This is a genomic window from Inquilinus limosus, assembly GCF_051487185.1.
Lineage (GTDB): Bacteria > Pseudomonadota > Alphaproteobacteria > DSM-16000 > Inquilinaceae > Inquilinus > Inquilinus limosus_F.
In genome coordinates this window covers 17,141-32,278 of sequence record NZ_JAHVDK010000003.1, presented here as the reverse complement: position 1 = coordinate 32,278, position 15,138 = coordinate 17,141, and the positions used below count along the sequence as shown (strand labels likewise).

Here is a 15,138-nt window from a genome sequence, read left to right as displayed (position 1 = left end):
CGGGGTGTTGTCCCCCCGGCATGCACGGATTATCGTGCGGACGGGATCATTGCGGGACCAGAATGACGGAAGCCGAGATCACCGACCCCGTCGACCGGCTGCTCGCGGCCGGTCTGCGGCCGACACGCCAGCGCGTGGCGCTGGCGCGGCTGCTGTTCGGCGGCTGCGACCGCCACGTCACCGCCGAGGCGCTGCACGGCGAGGCGCTGGCCGCCGGCCAGGCCATGGTGCTGGCCACCGTCTACAACACCCTGCACCAGTTCACCGAGGCGGGGCTGCTGCGCGAGGTGGTGGTCGAGGCCGGACGGTCCTATTTCGACACGAACATCCGCGATCATCATCATTTCTACCACGAGGCGACGGGCGAGTTGCGCGACGTCCATGGCGAGGCGGTGGTGGTCTCGGCCCTGCCCGACCCGCCGGCCGGCACCCGCATCGCCCGGGTGGACGTGGTGATCCGTCTGACGGATGAGTGACGGCGCCGGCGCCATGACCGCCGCGCCGCGCATCGACGGCCTGCTCGAGACCTCGCTCTACGTCGCCGACCTCGACCGCTCCGGCGCTTTCTACGAGCGCGTCCTGGGTTTGCGCGTGATGCTGCGCAGCCCGCGGCTGGTGGCGCTGGACGCCGGCCGCCAGGGCGTGCTGCTGCTGTTCCTGGCTGGCGCCACCTCGGAGAACGTGGTCGAGGCCGCCGGCACCATCCCGGGGCACGAGGGCACGGGGCGGCTGCACATGGCCTTCGCCGTGCCGGCCGCGGACCTCGCCGCCTGGCGCGCCCGGCTGGCCGAGGCCGGCGTGGCCCTGACCGGGGAGATGGCTTGGCCGCGCGGCGGCACCAGCCTCTATTTCTCCGACCCCGACGGGCATGTCATCGAGCTGGCGACGCCGGGGCTGTGGCCGAACTATTGAGACTCGGGCCGGTTGAGACTCAGGCCGGCGATGCCCGGCGACGATGCCAGCGCAGGCGCGCCGTGAGGCCGGCGACGAAGACCGAGACGCCGCCCAGCGCCAGGCCGACCAGAACATCCCCGACCGTGTGACCGCCCACGACCATGACGCACCCGACGGCCAGGATCAGCGCCGCCGCCGCGGCGGCGCGCCATGGCGACCAGCGCGGCCAGGCCAGCGCCGCCAGCGTCGTCACCGCGACCACGACCAGGGCCGAATGGCCGCTCGGCAGCACCACCCCGACCTGGCCGAACCCGTCCGGGTGCCAGTCGACCAGCGCCCGCGCGGCCTGGACCGCGGCGACCGCCAGGGCCAGCGCCGTCAGGCTGAACAGGGACAGCCGCCATCGGCCATGGGCGAAGGCGACCGCCGCGACGATCACTTGCAGAGGGATCACGACGTACCACCAGCCGAGCAGGCCGATCGACATCAGGAGGACGATCGGTTTCATGCCGCCATCATCCCATGCGCGAAGCCTCGGGCGAAGCGGCATGGCGGCGCAGATCGCATCGCCGAAAGCCGGGAGGATGCCATTCCCACCCTCCAGCCCTCATCACCGCATGGCTTCGTCCAGAAGAAGACGTTTCCGATTCGCCGGCCGAACGGTTAGTAAGAACTGCCCTGGGACAGATGAACCGCCTGCATGTCCGCCAGCTTTTCCGTCGCCGCCGCCCTGCTGAAGCTCCTGGTCGCCACCGCCGGGCCCGAGCTGCACCTGCCTGACGCCGGCCAGCTCGCCGCCTATCAGCCGCCGGAGACCACGCGGATCTACGCCGCCGACGGGTCGCTGCTGCGCGAATACTATGTCGAGAACCGGGTGGTGGTGCCGCTGTCCAGCCTGCCGCCCTATCTGGTGCAGGCCTTCATCTCGGCCGAGGACCAGAACTTCCGGCGCCACCTCGGCGTCGACCCCTCCGGCCTGGCCCGCGCCATGGTCGCCAACATCCACAATCTGCGGAACGGAAGGCGGCTCGAAGGCGGCTCGACCATCACCCAGCAGGTGGCGAAGAACCTGCTGCTGACCAGCGAGGTCAGCGCCCTGCGCAAGCTGCGCGAGCTGATCCTGGCCTTCGAGATCGAGCACAACTTCTCCAAGGACCAGATCCTGGAGATGTATCTCAACGAGATCTATCTCGGCCGCGGCGCCTATGGCGTCGGCGCGGCCTCGGCCCGCTATTTCGGCAAGCCGCCGGCCGAGCTGTCGCTGTCCGAGTCGGCGTTCCTGGCGGCGCTGCCGAAGGCGCCGAACAACTACAACCCGGTCACCCGGCCGGAGGCCGCCCGCGCCCGCCGCGACTATGTGCTGGACCGCATGGCCCAGGACGGCGCCATCACCGCCGAGCAGGCGGCGGCGGTCAAGGCCGAGCCGCTGGTGGTGCGCGCCCAGGCGCCGCTGGAGACGGTGCACGCCCCCTATTTCGCCGAGGAGGTGCGCCGGTCGCTGCGCCGGGCCTACGGCAACGACCAGCTCTATCGCGGCGGGCTGGCGGTGCGCACCACGCTCGACCCGCGGCTGCAGCTCCTGGCCGACCGGGCGTTGCGCGCCGGCCTCGAGCGCTTCGACCGCAATCGCGGCTGGCGCGGGCCGATCACCAACATCTCGGCCATGCTCGACCTGCCGGCCTCGGCCGAAGAGGTGGCCCAGGCCGAGGCCGCCCAGGCGCCGGCCGCCCAACCGGCTGCCCCACCGCCGGCGCAGCAAGGGCGGCTTCTCGGCGCGCTGTCGGCCATGGGCGTGCGCCTGCCGGAGCAGGAGCAGAAGCCCGCGGTCGCCCCGACCGCCCCGCCAAAGGACGAGCGCCCGGTGTGGCAGCGCTTCCTCACCGGTATCGACCGGCCGGCGCAGATCGACGGCTGGACCCTGGCCGTGGTGCTGGAGGTCGACCGCCAGGCGGCGATCATCGGGCTGGAGGACGGCAGCCGGGGCCGCATCGACCGCAGCGACCTGACCTGGGCCCGGCGGGTCGAGAACGGCCGCGTCGGCCGTCAGGTCAGCGGCGCCGACGACGTTCTGGCCAAGGGCGATGTGATCTGGGTGCAGCCGGACGGGGACAAGGCATCGGCGCCGCAGCTCGCCGCCTATTCGCTGCGCCAGGTGCCGGAGGTGTCGGGCGCGCTGGTCGCGATCGATCCCTTCACCGGCAAGGTGCTGGCGATGTCGGGCGGCTTCGACTTCTCGCTCAGCGAGTTCAACCGCGCCACCCAGGCGCAGCGCCAGCCCGGCTCGGCCTTCAAGCCCTTCGTCTATCTCTCGGCGCTGCAGCACGGCTACACCCCGTCCAGCCTGATCTACGACACGCCGATCTCAGTCGACCAGGGCCAGGGCGGCGGCCGCTATCGGCCGCGCAACTACGGCGGCGGCTTCATCGGCCTGGCTACGCTGCGCTCCGGCGTCGAGCGGTCGCGCAACGTCATGACCATCCGCCTCCTGGTCGAGATGGGCCTGCAGCCGGTCAAGGAGACGGCGGAGGCGTTCGGCATCTATCAAAGGATGTCGCTGTACCCGGCGATGGGCCTGGGCGCGGGCGAGACCACGCCGCTGAAGCTGACCACGGCCTATGCCACCATCGCCAATGGCGGTTACCAGATCAGCCCCTATCTGATCGAGCGGGTGCAGGACCGCGACGGCCGCAGCCTGCCGCAGGACGCCGTGACCCCGGGCCGCGCCGACTGCGTGCCCTGCGCCGCCGCCTGGACCGGCCAGCCGGCGCCGGTGCGGCCGCGCGGGCCGGAGCTGGACGACCCGATCGCCAACTACCAGATGATCTCGATCCTGCAGGGCGTCACCCAGCGCGGCACCGCCGCCCGGCTCGCCGGCCTCGGCCTGCCGTTGGCCGGCAAGACCGGCACCACCAATGATTCGAACGACGTCTGGTTCGTCGGCTTCTCGCCGCGGCTCGCGGTCGGCATCTTCGTCGGCTACGACAAGCCGCGCAGCCTGGGCGCCGGCGCCACCGGCGGGTCGATCGCAGTGCCGATCTTCAGCGACTTCATCAAGGACGCGCTGGCCGGGCAGGACCCCGGCGTCTTCGCCGTGCCGCCCGGGGTCAGCTTCGCCTATGTCGACCGCCGCAACGGCTATGCGGCGGAGCCGGGCGGGTCGGACGTGATCCTGGAGGCGTTCCGCCCCGGCACCGAACCTGGCCCGCCGCCGGTCGCCGACACCTTCGGCGAAACCAGCCAGGACGCCCTGACCGGCACCGGCGGACTGTACTGACGGTCAGGCGGCGTCCGGGATCGCGGCCGGCTTCGGGCCGCCCGTGGCCCAGTCCAGCAGCTCGACCGTGTGCACCACCGGCAGGGCGGTGCCGAGGCCGATCTGGGTGATGCAGCCGATATTGCCGGCGGCGACGATCGCCGCCCCGGTGCTCTCCACCGCCCGCACCTTGCGCGCCCGCAGCTCGTCCGCGATCTCCGGCTGCAGCAGGTTGTAGGTGCCGGCGGAACCGCAGCAGAGATGCCCGTCCGGCACCTCGCGCAGCTCGAACCCGGCGGCCGCCAGCAGCCGACGCGGCGGCGCCGCGATGCGCTGGCCGTGCTGCATCGAGCAGGCGGAGTGATAGGCCACGGCCTGGCCCGTCGGCCGGGCCGGCGGGTTCAGCCCGATCTCGTCCATCAGCTCGGTGACATCTTTCGCCAGGGCCGAGATCCTGGCCGCGCGCTCGGCCCAGGCCGGATCGGAGCGCAACATGTGGCCGTAGTCCTTGACCGTGGTGCCGCAGCCCGAGGTGTTGACGACGATGGCGTCGAGGCCGCCCTCCTCCGCCGCGCGGCTCCAGGCCTCGATATTGGCCCGGGCGGAGGCGCGCGCCGCCTCCTCCCGGCCCATATGGTGGGTCAGCGACCCGCAGCAGCCGGCGCCCGGCGCCACCACCACCTCCACCCCATGGCGGGTGAGCAGGCGTATGGTCGCCTCGTTGATCGCCGGGTCCAGCACCGTCTGGGCGCAGCCGGACAGCAGCGCCACCCGGCGCCGTCGCGGCCCCTCCGCGGCGAAGACCTGCGGCCGGTCGACCGGGCTGGGCGGCGGCAGCCGGCGCGGCGCCAGGGCCAACATGGCGCGCAGCCGCCGGGGCAGCAGCGCCGCCGCTGGCCGGGCCAGCATCGCCCCGATCAGCGCCAGCCGGAACAGCCGCGGCCGCGGCAGCACCGCCGCCAGCAGCGCCCGGACCGCTCGGTCGCGCAGCGGCCGGCGATAGGTCTTCTCCACCACCACGCGGCCGTGATCGACCAGATGCATGTAGTGCACGCCCGAAGGGCAGGTGGTCATGCAGGACAGGCAGGACAGGCAGCGGTCGAGATGCTTGGCGACGCTGGCCGGCGCCGGGCCGCCCCCTTCCAGCATCGACTTGATCTGGTAGATGCGGCCGCGCGGGCTGTCGAGCTCGTCGCCCAGCACCTGATAGGTCGGGCAGGTGGCGAGGCAGAAGCCGCAATGCACGCAGGTGCGCAGGATCTGCTCCGAGACCGCATTGTCCGGATCGGCCAACTGCACCAGCGAGAAATGAGTCTGCACCCGCATCCTCCCGTCGTTGCGCCGACACTAGCTCGTGGCCGCAAGCGAAGGAACCCGGCGGATGCGGCGTGCGGCGTTGTCAACCGGCATGGCGGTTAGTACGCTTGGCCTTGCAGGCCGGGAAGGCGCCTGAACAGGGAGAGCCGACGATGACGACCATGCGGGCGCGCCCCCTCGCGGTATCCGCGCTGCTGTGGGGCCTGGCCATGCCGGGCGCGGCGCTGGCCGGAGGACCGGTGATCCAGGACATCGCGCTGGGACAGACGCCGCAGCAGGCCGCGGGCTTCGCCGGGCAGGCCGTGATCTTCGCCGGGCCGGGCGAGGCGCCCTGGACCGGCCTCGTCGCCGCAGAGCGGCCGGGCAACGGCACGCTGCTGCTGCAATTCACCCCGCCGGCCCAGGGCAACCGGCTGTATTCGGTGGCCGAGACCGTGCGCTTCGAAGCCGGCGGGCCGCGCAGCGCCGCGGACGCGCTGGCGCCGCTGAGGGCCCGCTTCGGCGAGCCGGCGGCGGTGTTCGAGCAGACCGGCAAGCAGGTCGCGGTGTGGCGCTTCGTCGGCGGCCAGCCGGCGGCGGCGAGCGTCGACATCGCTTCGGACTGTTCGCCCTACGCGGCCGCCGCGGTGTCGGGGCTGCGGCCGATCGGCTGGCCGGCGCCTTGCGGCGAGCTGGTGTTCGCGACGGTGGAGCTGGCGGCGGACGGGACGCCGACGCTGCTGCGGGTCAGCCACGCCGACAGCGATGCCGCGCAGGCGCTGCAGCCACGCCGCGGCGAGCCCTACGCGCATCTTGCGAAATCGGTGCGGTAGAGGGGCGGCCCGCCCGTCGCGGGCCGCCCTGGTCTCAGGCCGCGCTGCTGCGGCCGACCACGATCCGGTAGATGATCAGCAGCACGATCGCGCCGATCACTCCCAGCACGAAACGGCCGAACCCCGTCTCCGGCACGATGCCGAACTGCAGGCCGAGCCAGCCGCCGACGACCGAGCCGGCGATGCCGAGCAGGATGGTGATGATGAAACCGCCCGGGTCCCGCCCGGGCATCAGGAACTTGGCGACCAGACCGACGATGAAACCGATGACGATGGTGCCGATGATGCCCATGGGCTCTCCCTCCGAGGCGAGTCGACCGCCCGATCATAACCCATGACGGCCCGGCGAGGTTTCCGGTCCTCTCACGCGGCCGGGACCATTCTCCCCGGCGACAGGATTCCGCGCGGATCGAAGGCCTCGCGCACCCGGCGGCCCAGCGCCTCCAGCGCCGGCGGCTGCGGCTCGAACACCGGCACGGCGGCGCGCAGCCCCGCCGGCGCCCGGACCAGGGTGGCGTGCCCGCCGCCCGCGGCCGCCACCGCGTCCCGGATCGCGGTGGCGCCGGCGTCGCCGGTCACAGGGGTGGCGATCCAGACCAGCCCGCCGCCCCAGTCGAAGTAATGCGCCGCGCCGGCGGCAGCCGCGACCCGCGGCCCGGCCGTCGGCGCGACGGAAACCCGCCAGACAGCACGATCGTCGCCGACAAACGGAGCAACGTCGCGGATCCTGCGCCACAGCTCGACCGATTCGTCGGGATCCAGGACGGTGAGCGGCCCGGCATCGCCGAGCAGCTGCGACAGCGCCGCGACCCGGCTGTCGACCGACGGGCCGAAGCCTTCGACCCGGACCAGGCTGCGGGCGGTGTCGCCGAGGATGCCGGCCGGCAGATGGGCGGCGCCCGAGACCTCGTAGGGGCTGGTCAGCGCCCGGGTCAGCACGGCGACGCCGGCGGCATCGTCCAGCCCGGCGATCGAGAGCGTGCGCACCGTCTCCGGCGCCGGCAGCACCTTGACCGTGATCCGGGTCATGGCGGCCAGCGTGCCGAAGGCGCCGGTCAAGAGCTTCGGCAGGTCGTAGCCGGTGACGTTCTTGACCACCCGCCCGCCGGATTTGAAGGCCTGGGCCCGGCCGGACACCGCCTCAATGCCCAGGACGTGATCCCGCGCCGCCCCGGCCTTCAGCCGCCGCGGCCCGGACAGGTTGCAGCCGACCGCGCCGCCGAGCGTGCCCGCCCCGGCCGGCCCGCCATAGAGCGGGCCGAGATCCAGCGGCTCGAAGGCCAGGGCCTGGCCGCGGGCCGCCAGCGCCGCCTCGATCTCAGCCATCGGCGTGCCCGGCCGGGCGGTCAGCACCAGCTCCTCCGGCTCGTACAGCTCGATCCCGGCGAGGCCGGAGAGGTCGAGCGCATGCGCCGCCTGCACCGGCCGGCCGAAGCCGCGCTTGCTGCCGCGCCCCACCAGCTCCAGCGGCACCTCGCCGGCCAACGCCCAGCGGACGATCTCGAGCACCTGGTCGTCGGTCTCGGGCTTCAGGGTCTCGGTCATGAAGTCAGAACCGCGGCAGGTCGGGGAAGCGCGTGGCGCCGTGGTGGATGTGCACCCGGCCCAGCTCGGCGCAGCGGTGCAGGGTCGGGAACACCTTGCCGGGGTTGAGCAGCCCGTCCGGGTCGAAGGCGCATTTCAGCCGCTGCTGCTGTGCCAGATCCTCAGGCCCGAACTGCACCTCCATCAGGTCGCGCTTCTCGACCCCGACGCCGTGCTCGCCGGTCAGCACGCCGCCGACCTCGACGCACAGCTTCAGGATGTCGGCGCCGAACTCCTCGGCCTTCTCCAGCTCGCCCGGCACATTGGCGTCGTACAGGATCAGCGGGTGCAGGTTGCCGTCGCCGGCGTGGAAGACATTGGCGACGCGCAGCCCGTAACGCCGCGACATCTCCTGCATCCGTGCCAGCACCTCGGGCAGCCGCTTCCGAGGGATGGTGCCGTCCATGCAGTAATAGTCGGGGCTGATCCGGCCGACCGCCGGGAAGGCGGCCTTGCGCCCGGCCCAGAAGCGCAGCCGCTCCTCCTCGCTGCGGCTGACGACGCAGGCGGTGGCGCCGCAGTCGCGGCCGATCGCCTCGACCCGCCCGATCAGGTGGTCGACCTCGGCCTCCGGCCCGTCCAGCTCGCAGATCAGCAGTGCCTCCACATCGAGCGGGTAGCCGGCCTTGACGAAGGCCTCCGCCGCGTGGATCGCGGGCTTGTCCATCATCTCCAGCCCGCCCGGGATGATGCCGGAGCCGATGATCCGGGCGACGCAGTCGCCGCCGGCCTCGGAGGACGGGAAGCCCATCAGCACGGCGCGCTGGGTCGCCGGCCGGCGCAGCAGGCGCACCGTCACCTCGGTGACCACGGCCAGAAGGCCTTCGGAGCCGGTGAGCACGCCGAGCAGGTCATAGCTCGGCGAATCGAGATGCTTGCCGCCGAGCCGCAGCACGGTGCCGTCGATCAGCACCACCTCCAGCCCCAGCACGTTGTTGGTGGTCAGCCCGTATTTCAGGCAGTGCACGCCGCCGGAGTTCTCGGCGATGTTGCCACCGATGGTGCAGGCGATCTGGCTGGACGGGTCGGGCGCGTAATAGAAGCCGGCATGGGCGACGGCATTGGTGATGCCGAGATTGGTGACGCCCGGCTGCACCCGGGCGCAGCGGTTGTCGTAATCGATCTCCAGCACCCGGTTGAACTTGCCCAGGCCCAGCAGCACGCCGTCCTCGAGCGGCAGGGCACCGCCGGACAGCGAGGTGCCGGCGCCGCGCGGCACCACCTTCACGCCCATCTCATGGCAGGTGCGCAGCACCGCCGAGACCTGCTCGGTGGTCGAGGGCAGCACCACGATCATCGGCAGGGTGCGGTAGGCGGTCAGCCCGTCCGATTCATAGGCGCGGCGCTCGCTCTCCGCCGTGATCACGCCCTCCCCCGGCACGATGGCGCGCAGCGCCGCGGCGATCTCCTCGCGTCGCGCCAGGACGGCGGCATCGGGGGCTGGCATCTTCATCGGCGGAACCTCCGCCGCGGACGATAGGAAGCCCGGGCCGATCCGGCAAGCTCGGCCACCAAAATCAAAAGGCCGCGTCCGATGACGCGGCCTTCGACCGACTTGAAGGAGCGGCTGGGATCAGCCCTGGCGCGCCTTGAAGCGCGGGTTCTCCTTGTTGATGACGTAGACACGGCCCTTGCGGCGGACGACGCGGCAAGCGCGGTGACGGCTCTTCAGGGTCTTCAGCGAGTTCGCGACTTTCATCTTTCACATCCCATGCGGCAGCGCCGGCGCCGCCGGGAGCAGGGCTCGCGGGCCGGAATTCGAGGCGCGGACCATAGTGGCCGACCCGCATCCTGTCAACCACATGCGTAACCCCGCGACATGTCGCAGCGAAACGAGGCCCGGAGCGGGAACGGGCTGGAGATCGTTTCGCCTTCTCCAGCATACTCGCGCCATTGATCGTTGGACCGGCAATCCACCGAGGGGAGATACTATGCGTTTGTTGAGTTTCGCGGCCGTCACCGCCGCCATCGTCAGCTGTGGCTCCGTTGTTGCCTGGGCGACCACTCCCGAGGAGGCGGTCGCCAAGCGCGAGGACGCGATGAAGACCTTCGGCGCCGGCGTCAAGGCCCTGACCGGCTTCGTGCGCGACAACCAAGGCACGATCGACGACGTCAAGGCGGCAACCGGCAAGATGGCGGGGGTGAGCGCCGAGCTTCTGGCCCTGTTCCCGGAAGGCACCGCGGTCGGCGTCGGCGAGAGCGCGGCCAAGCCGGAAATCTGGACCAACTGGGCCGATTTTCAGGCCAAGGTGAAGAGCACTCAGGATGCCATCGCGGCCCTGGACGCCGCCGCCCAGGCCGGCGACGCCGTCAAGGTGAAGGCCGCCTTCCCCGCGGTCGGCCAGGCCTGCGGCGCCTGCCACGAGACCTATCGGGTGAAGAAGAGCTGACGAGCTCCTTCTCGGTCTCCCGATGAGAGAGCCGTCATTGCGAGGAGGCAAAGCCGACGAAGCAATCCAGGGCCGGTGCGAGCTGCCCCGGATCGCTTCGCTGCGCTCGCGATGACGACCGGCTCGTAAGTACGCCTTAACCCACAGCCTGTGCGATCGCCCGGAAGCCGGCCAGCAGGCGGTGGTCGAGCGCATCGTCGACCGCCACCGGCTGCGACGACATCTTGGCGATGACCAGCTCGGCGGCGCGGTCGACATAGATCCACTGGCCGTGGATGCCGATGCCGCAGACCACGTCGCGGCCGGGGCCCAGCACGTACCATTGGCTGCGGTAGCGCCCCTGCGGCGCCAGATGCGCCAGGTCGCCCCGTGCCCAGGCCTGGCGGTCGCCATTGTCGAGGATGTCGTCGACCCAGCGCTGCGGCACTACCTGGAGCCCGCCGGCGCGGCCGTCCCGCCGCATCAGCTCGCCGATCCGGGCCAGGTCGCGCAGGGTCATGCAGATGCCGCCGGCGGTGCGCGGCGCGCCCAGCCGGTCGAGCGTGATATACGCATCCGCCTCCGTCCACATCGGCCGCCACAGCAGCTCGGACATCAGCGCGCCGAAGCGCATGCCGGAGGCGCGCTCGCAGATCCAGCCCAGCATGTCGGAGTTGGGCGAGACGTAGTGGAAGGTCTCGCCATGCCGGCTGCCGTCCGGCGGCAAGGCGGCGATGAAGCCGTGCAGGTCGCCGCCCTGGGCGACCTCGCTGGGCGGGTTCCAGCCCATGGCGACGCGGTAACGGGCAACGTCGCCGGCCGGGTCGACATAGTCCTCGACGAAGCGGATGCCGACCGTCATGTCCAGCACATGGCGTACCGTGGCGCCGGCATAGGCCGAGCCCGCCGCCTCTGGCACATAGGCCGTCACCGGCGCGTCGGGGTCGAGCTGGCCGCGGTCGACCAGGATGCCGGCGATGAGGCCGGCGATCGATTTGCTGATCGAGAAAACGATGTGCTGGGTCTTCGGATTCAGCCCGTGGGCATAATGCTCGGCCACCACCGCGCCGCGATGCAGCACCAGGAGGCCGTCGGTGTCGCTCTCGGCCATCAGCCGGGCCACCGACCCACCCTGCCCCGGCACCGCGATGCGGTCCAGCTCCAGCGCCGGCCCGGGCTTGAAGCAGGCGGCGAATTCGCCGCGCGGAATCTCGGCCACCGGCACCAGCCGGCGGACATTGCGGAAGCCCCAGCGGCTGTAGGGCGCCTGGCGCCAATTGGCGAGCGTCGCCTCCGGCGCCGCCTCACTCGTCTCCAGCTCGATCGCCATCCCTGCCCCTGCTTCTTCGCCCTGCGGGCGGCGCCGCATTGATGCGGCCGCGGCAGTCTAGGACAGGATCGTCGGCCAGGCCCAGCCCCGATTCGCCCTCACGGGCCGGCCAGCGGCTTCAGGCTCTTCAGATAAGTCGCGATCGCCTCGCGGTCGGCGGAGGTCAGCTTGCTGGTGTTGTCCCGGATCACCTCGCTCATGGCCCCGCCGGCGAAATCACCGTCGGGCGTCATGCCGGCCTCGAGATAGTAGGCGATGTCCTTGTCGCTCCATTCCCCGATCCCGTGCTCCGGATCCGGGGTGATGTTCGGGATCTTGCCCTGCCCTTCCGGCGCCTGGGGATTGCCGGCAAAGGGGCTGTACCAGTTCAGCCCGCCCAGCATGTCGCGTGGCGTGTGGCATTCGCCGCAATGGCCGAGGACGCGGACGAGATAGGCGCCGCGGTACCATTCGGCGGACTGGCCGGCCGGGACCAGGAACGGCCCCTCGGTGAAGTTCAGCAGCCGCCAGCCGGGCAGCAGCGCACGCCAGGAATAGGGCCAGGCGAGCTCGTGCGGCTTGTTTGCCTGCTGCACCGGCGGGACGCTGCGCAGATAGGTCCAGAGGTCGGAGAGGTCGCGGTCGGTGATGCCGGTGTAGGCGGTGTAGGGGAAGGCCGGATAGAAATCCTCGCCCGAAGGCGACACGCCTTCGCGCAGCGCCCGGCGGAAATCCCCCTCGCTCCACCGGCCGATGCCGGTCTCGGGGTCCGGGGTGATGTTGGGCGTGTAGAAGGTGCCGAAGGGCGTCTTCAGGGCCCGGCCGCCGGCCAGCGGCTTGGCCGCGTCGCCCGGCGCCGTATGGCAGGCGGCGCAGCCCCCGGCGGCGAAGACATAGGCGCCGCGCGCCACCGGGTCGGGCGAGGCCGGGTCGGGCGCCGGATCGGCCGCCCGGGCCGCGCCGGCCGCCCCGAGGGCGAGCATCAGAGCCATCAGAACCGGGAACTGGCGCATGCAGGCCTCCGGAGCGCGAACGGGCGACTCAGCCCTTATAACCCGATCTTTCGCTCCGACCCGTCATTCCGGCGTCATGCGACCCTTTCGCCCTCGCGCCAGACGGCGCGAATCACCGGCACGCCGTCGACCAGCCGGACGCGCAGCAGGTCGGCCCGCAGCCCGGGCCCGATCCGGCCGCGGTCCTCGAGACCGGCGGCGCGGGCGGGGTTGAGCGTCACCGTCGCCAGCGCCTGCGGCAGGCCGATCCCCTCCTCGCCCTCGGCCAGGGTGAAGGCGCCGTGCAGCAGGCTGACCGGGACGTAGTCCGAGGACAGGATATCGACCAGCCCCTCGCGCGCCAGCTCGCCGGCCGAGACATTGCCGGAATGCGAGCCGCCGCGGACCAGGTTCGGCGCCCCCATCAGGATCTGCAGCCCGTGCTCGCGCGCGGCCCGGGCGGCGGCCAGGGTGGTCGGGAATTCCGACACGACCATGCCCAGCGCCGCCGCCTCCTCGACATGGGCCGGGGTCTCGTCGTCGTGGCTGGCGATCGGCAGGCCGCGCCCGCGGCCGATCGCGGCCAGCGCCTCGCGGTTGGCGACGCCATGGGTGCGCGAGGCGGCGATCCGCTCCGCCATCTGGGCGTCGATCTGCTCGTCGGTCAGGCCCAGCATGCCCTTGTAGATCTCGCGGTACTTGGCGAGGTCGGAGAACTGGCGGTGGCCGGGCGCGTGGTCCATCACTGACATGAACTGCACCAGCGGGTCGTCGCGGAACGGCTCGAACAGGTCGAGCACATGCGCCTCGGTGACCTCGCAGCGTAGATGCAGGAAATGCTCGGCCCGCAGCATGCTGCCGGCCTGGGCCTGGCGGATGCCGTCGACCATCGGCCGCAGCGTCTCCAGCCGGTCCTCGCCGCTGCGGCCGCCGACCAGAGCCAGCGCGTCGAACACGGTGGTGATGCCGGCCGCCGCCACCTGGGCGTCATGCGCCATCACTGCCGTCACCGCCGGCCAGCGCACGCCGGGCCGCGGCGTGTAGTGCCGCTCGAGGTGGTCGGTATGCAGCTCGACCAGGCCCGGCAGCAGGTAGTCGCCTTCGAAATCGATGGCGCCGGGCGGGCAGGCCGCGCCGGTGTCCAGATCGGTGATCCGCCCCTCGGCGACGGCGAGGCTGCCGGTCAGCACGGCCTCCTCGGTCACGATCCGCGCATGGGCGACGATCAGATCCCCCGCCATAACCACCTTCTCTCCGCTTCCGCTACGATCGGTCCGGCGGGGCGCGCCCGCGCGGCTTGATATGGGCAGCCGCGCCGGCGGCGCAAAGCCGGACCCTGCCGGGCCTTTTATGCCTTCATCTTTGCGACGAATTGATGACCCTCGCCATTCCGCGGCGATTTGACCTCCGGCCAGGTCACGCGCTCGACCCCGGCGAAGCGGCGAATGCGGTCGAGCTGCTTCTCCAGCCGGCGCAGCCGTGCGCGGCTGGACCGGACCTTGGGCTCCCACCACAGCGCGGCGACCGCGAGGTCGCCGCTGTCGCGCCGGGCGCGCATGTCGATCCGGCCGACGAAGCGGTCACCCTCCAGGATCGGGAAGACGTAGTAGCCCCAGCGCCGCTTCGCCTCCGGCACGAAGGCCTCGAATCGGTAGTCGAAGCCGAACAGCCGCTCCAGCCGCTGGCGGTTGCGGATCACCGGGTCGAACGGCGACAGCACCCGCAGCACATCCGGCGCCGGGGCCGCGGCGGCCAGCCGGTCCTCGATGTCGGCGAAGGCGAAGGCCGCCGTGGTCTTGCCGTCCGCGCCTTGGACATGGACCACGCGCAGATCGCCGCGGCGGGTCAGCCGGTCGCACCACTGCTCCGCCTCACGGATGGTGATCAGGTCCCAGAAGCCGGCGATCTCGCCGGGCCGGGCAGCGCCCAGCCGCTCCAGCGCCGAACGGCAGGCCCAGTCGACCACCGCTTCCGGGTCGGGCGCTGGGCCGCGATGCTGCTCCGGAATCACCCGTTCGGTCAGGTCGTAGACCTTCTGGAATCCATCGCGCCGCGCCACCGCCAGCTCGCCGGTGCGCCACAGGAACTCCAGCGCCATCTTCGACGGCGTCCAGTCCCACCAGCCGCCGGAGGGGCGCTGCCGCTCCTCCTCGAAGTGCCGGGTCAGCAGCGGGCCTTCCGCCGCCACCCGCGCCCGCACCTGTTCCAGCAGCTTCGGGAAATCGGGGCCGGCCTGGGTCCACCAGCGGCTGGTGGCAGCGCGCTGTCGGACATCGGCGAATCGCCGCGACCAGTAGGGGAAGAAGCGGGTCGGGATCAGCGAGGCGTCGTGGGTCCAGCCCTCGAACAGCCCGCGGGTCTTCTCCACCAGCCGCGCAAGCTGGGTCTGGGCATAGCCGTGCCGGCGGGTGAACAGGATCATGTGATGCGCCCGTTCGACCGTGTTGATGCTGTCGACCTGGACGAAGCCGATTCGCTCCACCACCGCCTGGCAGCCCTCCGTCGTCAGCCGGCCGAGCGGTGGATCGGACAGGGCATGCAGATCGAGGAAGAGGCGCCGGGCATCGGCGTTGGCGATGGTGAGGGGGGCAGAGTCGACCATGAACAA

The 15,138-nt window shown here is 71.7% G+C and carries 15 protein-coding genes; 5 read left to right on the top strand and 10 right to left on the bottom strand.

The window, feature by feature from the left end:
• Window positions 1-62: 62 nt before the first annotated feature.
• Window positions 63-476 (top strand): iron response transcriptional regulator IrrA, encoded by a 414-nt coding sequence (gene irrA / locus KXR53_RS03715; protein ID WP_437373521.1) that lies wholly within the window; start codon window positions 63-65, stop codon window positions 474-476.
• Complete coding sequence (locus KXR53_RS03710) at window positions 469-912, top strand: VOC family protein (RefSeq protein ID WP_437373519.1); 444 nt, start codon at window positions 469-471, stop codon at window positions 910-912. The genes irrA and KXR53_RS03710 overlap by 8 nt, the downstream gene beginning before the upstream one ends.
• A gap of 19 nt (window positions 913-931) precedes the next feature.
• On the opposite strand, the gene KXR53_RS03705 is transcribed toward KXR53_RS03710, so the two are convergent.
• Window positions 932-1,402: a phosphatase PAP2 family protein gene (locus KXR53_RS03705; RefSeq protein WP_437373517.1), complete on the bottom strand. Its 471-nt coding sequence runs from the start codon at window positions 1,400-1,402 to the stop codon at window positions 932-934.
• A gap of 192 nt (window positions 1,403-1,594) precedes the next feature.
• On the opposite strand from KXR53_RS03705, the gene KXR53_RS03700 reads away from it, so the two are divergent.
• The gene (locus KXR53_RS03700; protein WP_437373515.1) at window positions 1,595-4,168 is read left to right on the top strand and encodes a penicillin-binding protein 1A; all 2,574 of its coding nucleotides are present in this window, start codon (window positions 1,595-1,597) and stop codon (window positions 4,166-4,168) included.
• 3 nt (window positions 4,169-4,171) lie between these two features.
• Here KXR53_RS03700 and glcF read toward each other — a convergent pair whose 3' ends face one another.
• Window positions 4,172-5,467 (bottom strand): glycolate oxidase subunit GlcF, encoded by a 1,296-nt coding sequence (gene glcF, locus KXR53_RS03695; RefSeq protein WP_437373513.1) that lies wholly within the window; start codon window positions 5,465-5,467, stop codon window positions 4,172-4,174.
• 149 nt (window positions 5,468-5,616) lie between these two features.
• On the opposite strand from glcF, the gene KXR53_RS03690 reads away from it, so the two are divergent.
• Window positions 5,617-6,276 (top strand): hypothetical protein, encoded by a 660-nt coding sequence (locus KXR53_RS03690; RefSeq protein WP_437373511.1) that lies wholly within the window; start codon window positions 5,617-5,619, stop codon window positions 6,274-6,276.
• Window positions 6,277-6,310: 34 nt separating this feature from the next.
• Here the strand turns inward: KXR53_RS03690 and KXR53_RS03685 are convergent, their stop codons facing one another.
• The 4 genes from KXR53_RS03685 to ykgO form a co-directional block, all read right to left on the bottom strand.
• Window positions 6,311-6,568: a GlsB/YeaQ/YmgE family stress response membrane protein gene (locus KXR53_RS03685; protein WP_437373510.1), complete on the bottom strand. Its 258-nt coding sequence runs from the start codon at window positions 6,566-6,568 to the stop codon at window positions 6,311-6,313.
• Window positions 6,569-6,639: 71 nt separating this feature from the next.
• Entirely contained in the window at window positions 6,640-7,821 is a 1,182-nt protein-coding gene (gene glcE / locus KXR53_RS03680; protein ID WP_437373508.1) for a glycolate oxidase subunit GlcE, read from the bottom strand.
• 4 nt (window positions 7,822-7,825) lie between these two features.
• Complete coding sequence (locus tag KXR53_RS03675) at window positions 7,826-9,313, bottom strand: FAD-linked oxidase C-terminal domain-containing protein (protein ID WP_437373506.1); 1,488 nt, start codon at window positions 9,311-9,313, stop codon at window positions 7,826-7,828.
• A gap of 120 nt (window positions 9,314-9,433) precedes the next feature.
• A complete protein-coding gene (ykgO, locus tag KXR53_RS03670; protein WP_026868615.1) occupies window positions 9,434-9,559 on the bottom strand; it encodes a type B 50S ribosomal protein L36 in 126 nt (41 codons plus the stop codon).
• 232 nt (window positions 9,560-9,791) lie between these two features.
• Here ykgO and KXR53_RS03665 point away from each other — a divergent pair, with 232 nt between their 5' ends.
• Window positions 9,792-10,250, top strand: a complete 459-nt coding sequence (locus tag KXR53_RS03665; RefSeq protein ID WP_437373504.1) for a c-type cytochrome — start codon at window positions 9,792-9,794, stop codon at window positions 10,248-10,250.
• A gap of 136 nt (window positions 10,251-10,386) precedes the next feature.
• Here KXR53_RS03665 and KXR53_RS03660 read toward each other — a convergent pair whose 3' ends face one another.
• The 4 genes from KXR53_RS03660 to KXR53_RS03645 form a co-directional block, all read right to left on the bottom strand.
• Complete coding sequence (locus tag KXR53_RS03660; RefSeq protein WP_437373502.1) at window positions 10,387-11,559, bottom strand: serine hydrolase domain-containing protein; 1,173 nt, start codon at window positions 11,557-11,559, stop codon at window positions 10,387-10,389.
• 98 nt (window positions 11,560-11,657) lie between these two features.
• On the bottom strand, window positions 11,658-12,551 hold the full coding sequence (locus tag KXR53_RS03655; RefSeq protein ID WP_437373501.1) for a c-type cytochrome: 894 nt from the start codon (window positions 12,549-12,551) through the stop codon (window positions 11,658-11,660).
• A 74-nt stretch (window positions 12,552-12,625) separates the two neighbouring features.
• Entirely contained in the window at window positions 12,626-13,771 is a 1,146-nt protein-coding gene (locus KXR53_RS03650) for an alpha-D-ribose 1-methylphosphonate 5-triphosphate diphosphatase (RefSeq protein WP_437373499.1), read from the bottom strand.
• A 107-nt stretch (window positions 13,772-13,878) separates the two neighbouring features.
• Window positions 13,879-15,132 carry a winged helix-turn-helix domain-containing protein gene (locus KXR53_RS03645; RefSeq protein ID WP_437373497.1) on the bottom strand — a complete coding sequence of 418 codons (1,254 nt, stop codon included), beginning with the start codon at window positions 15,130-15,132 and terminating at the stop codon, window positions 13,879-13,881.
• Window positions 15,133-15,138: the final 6 nt, after the last annotated feature.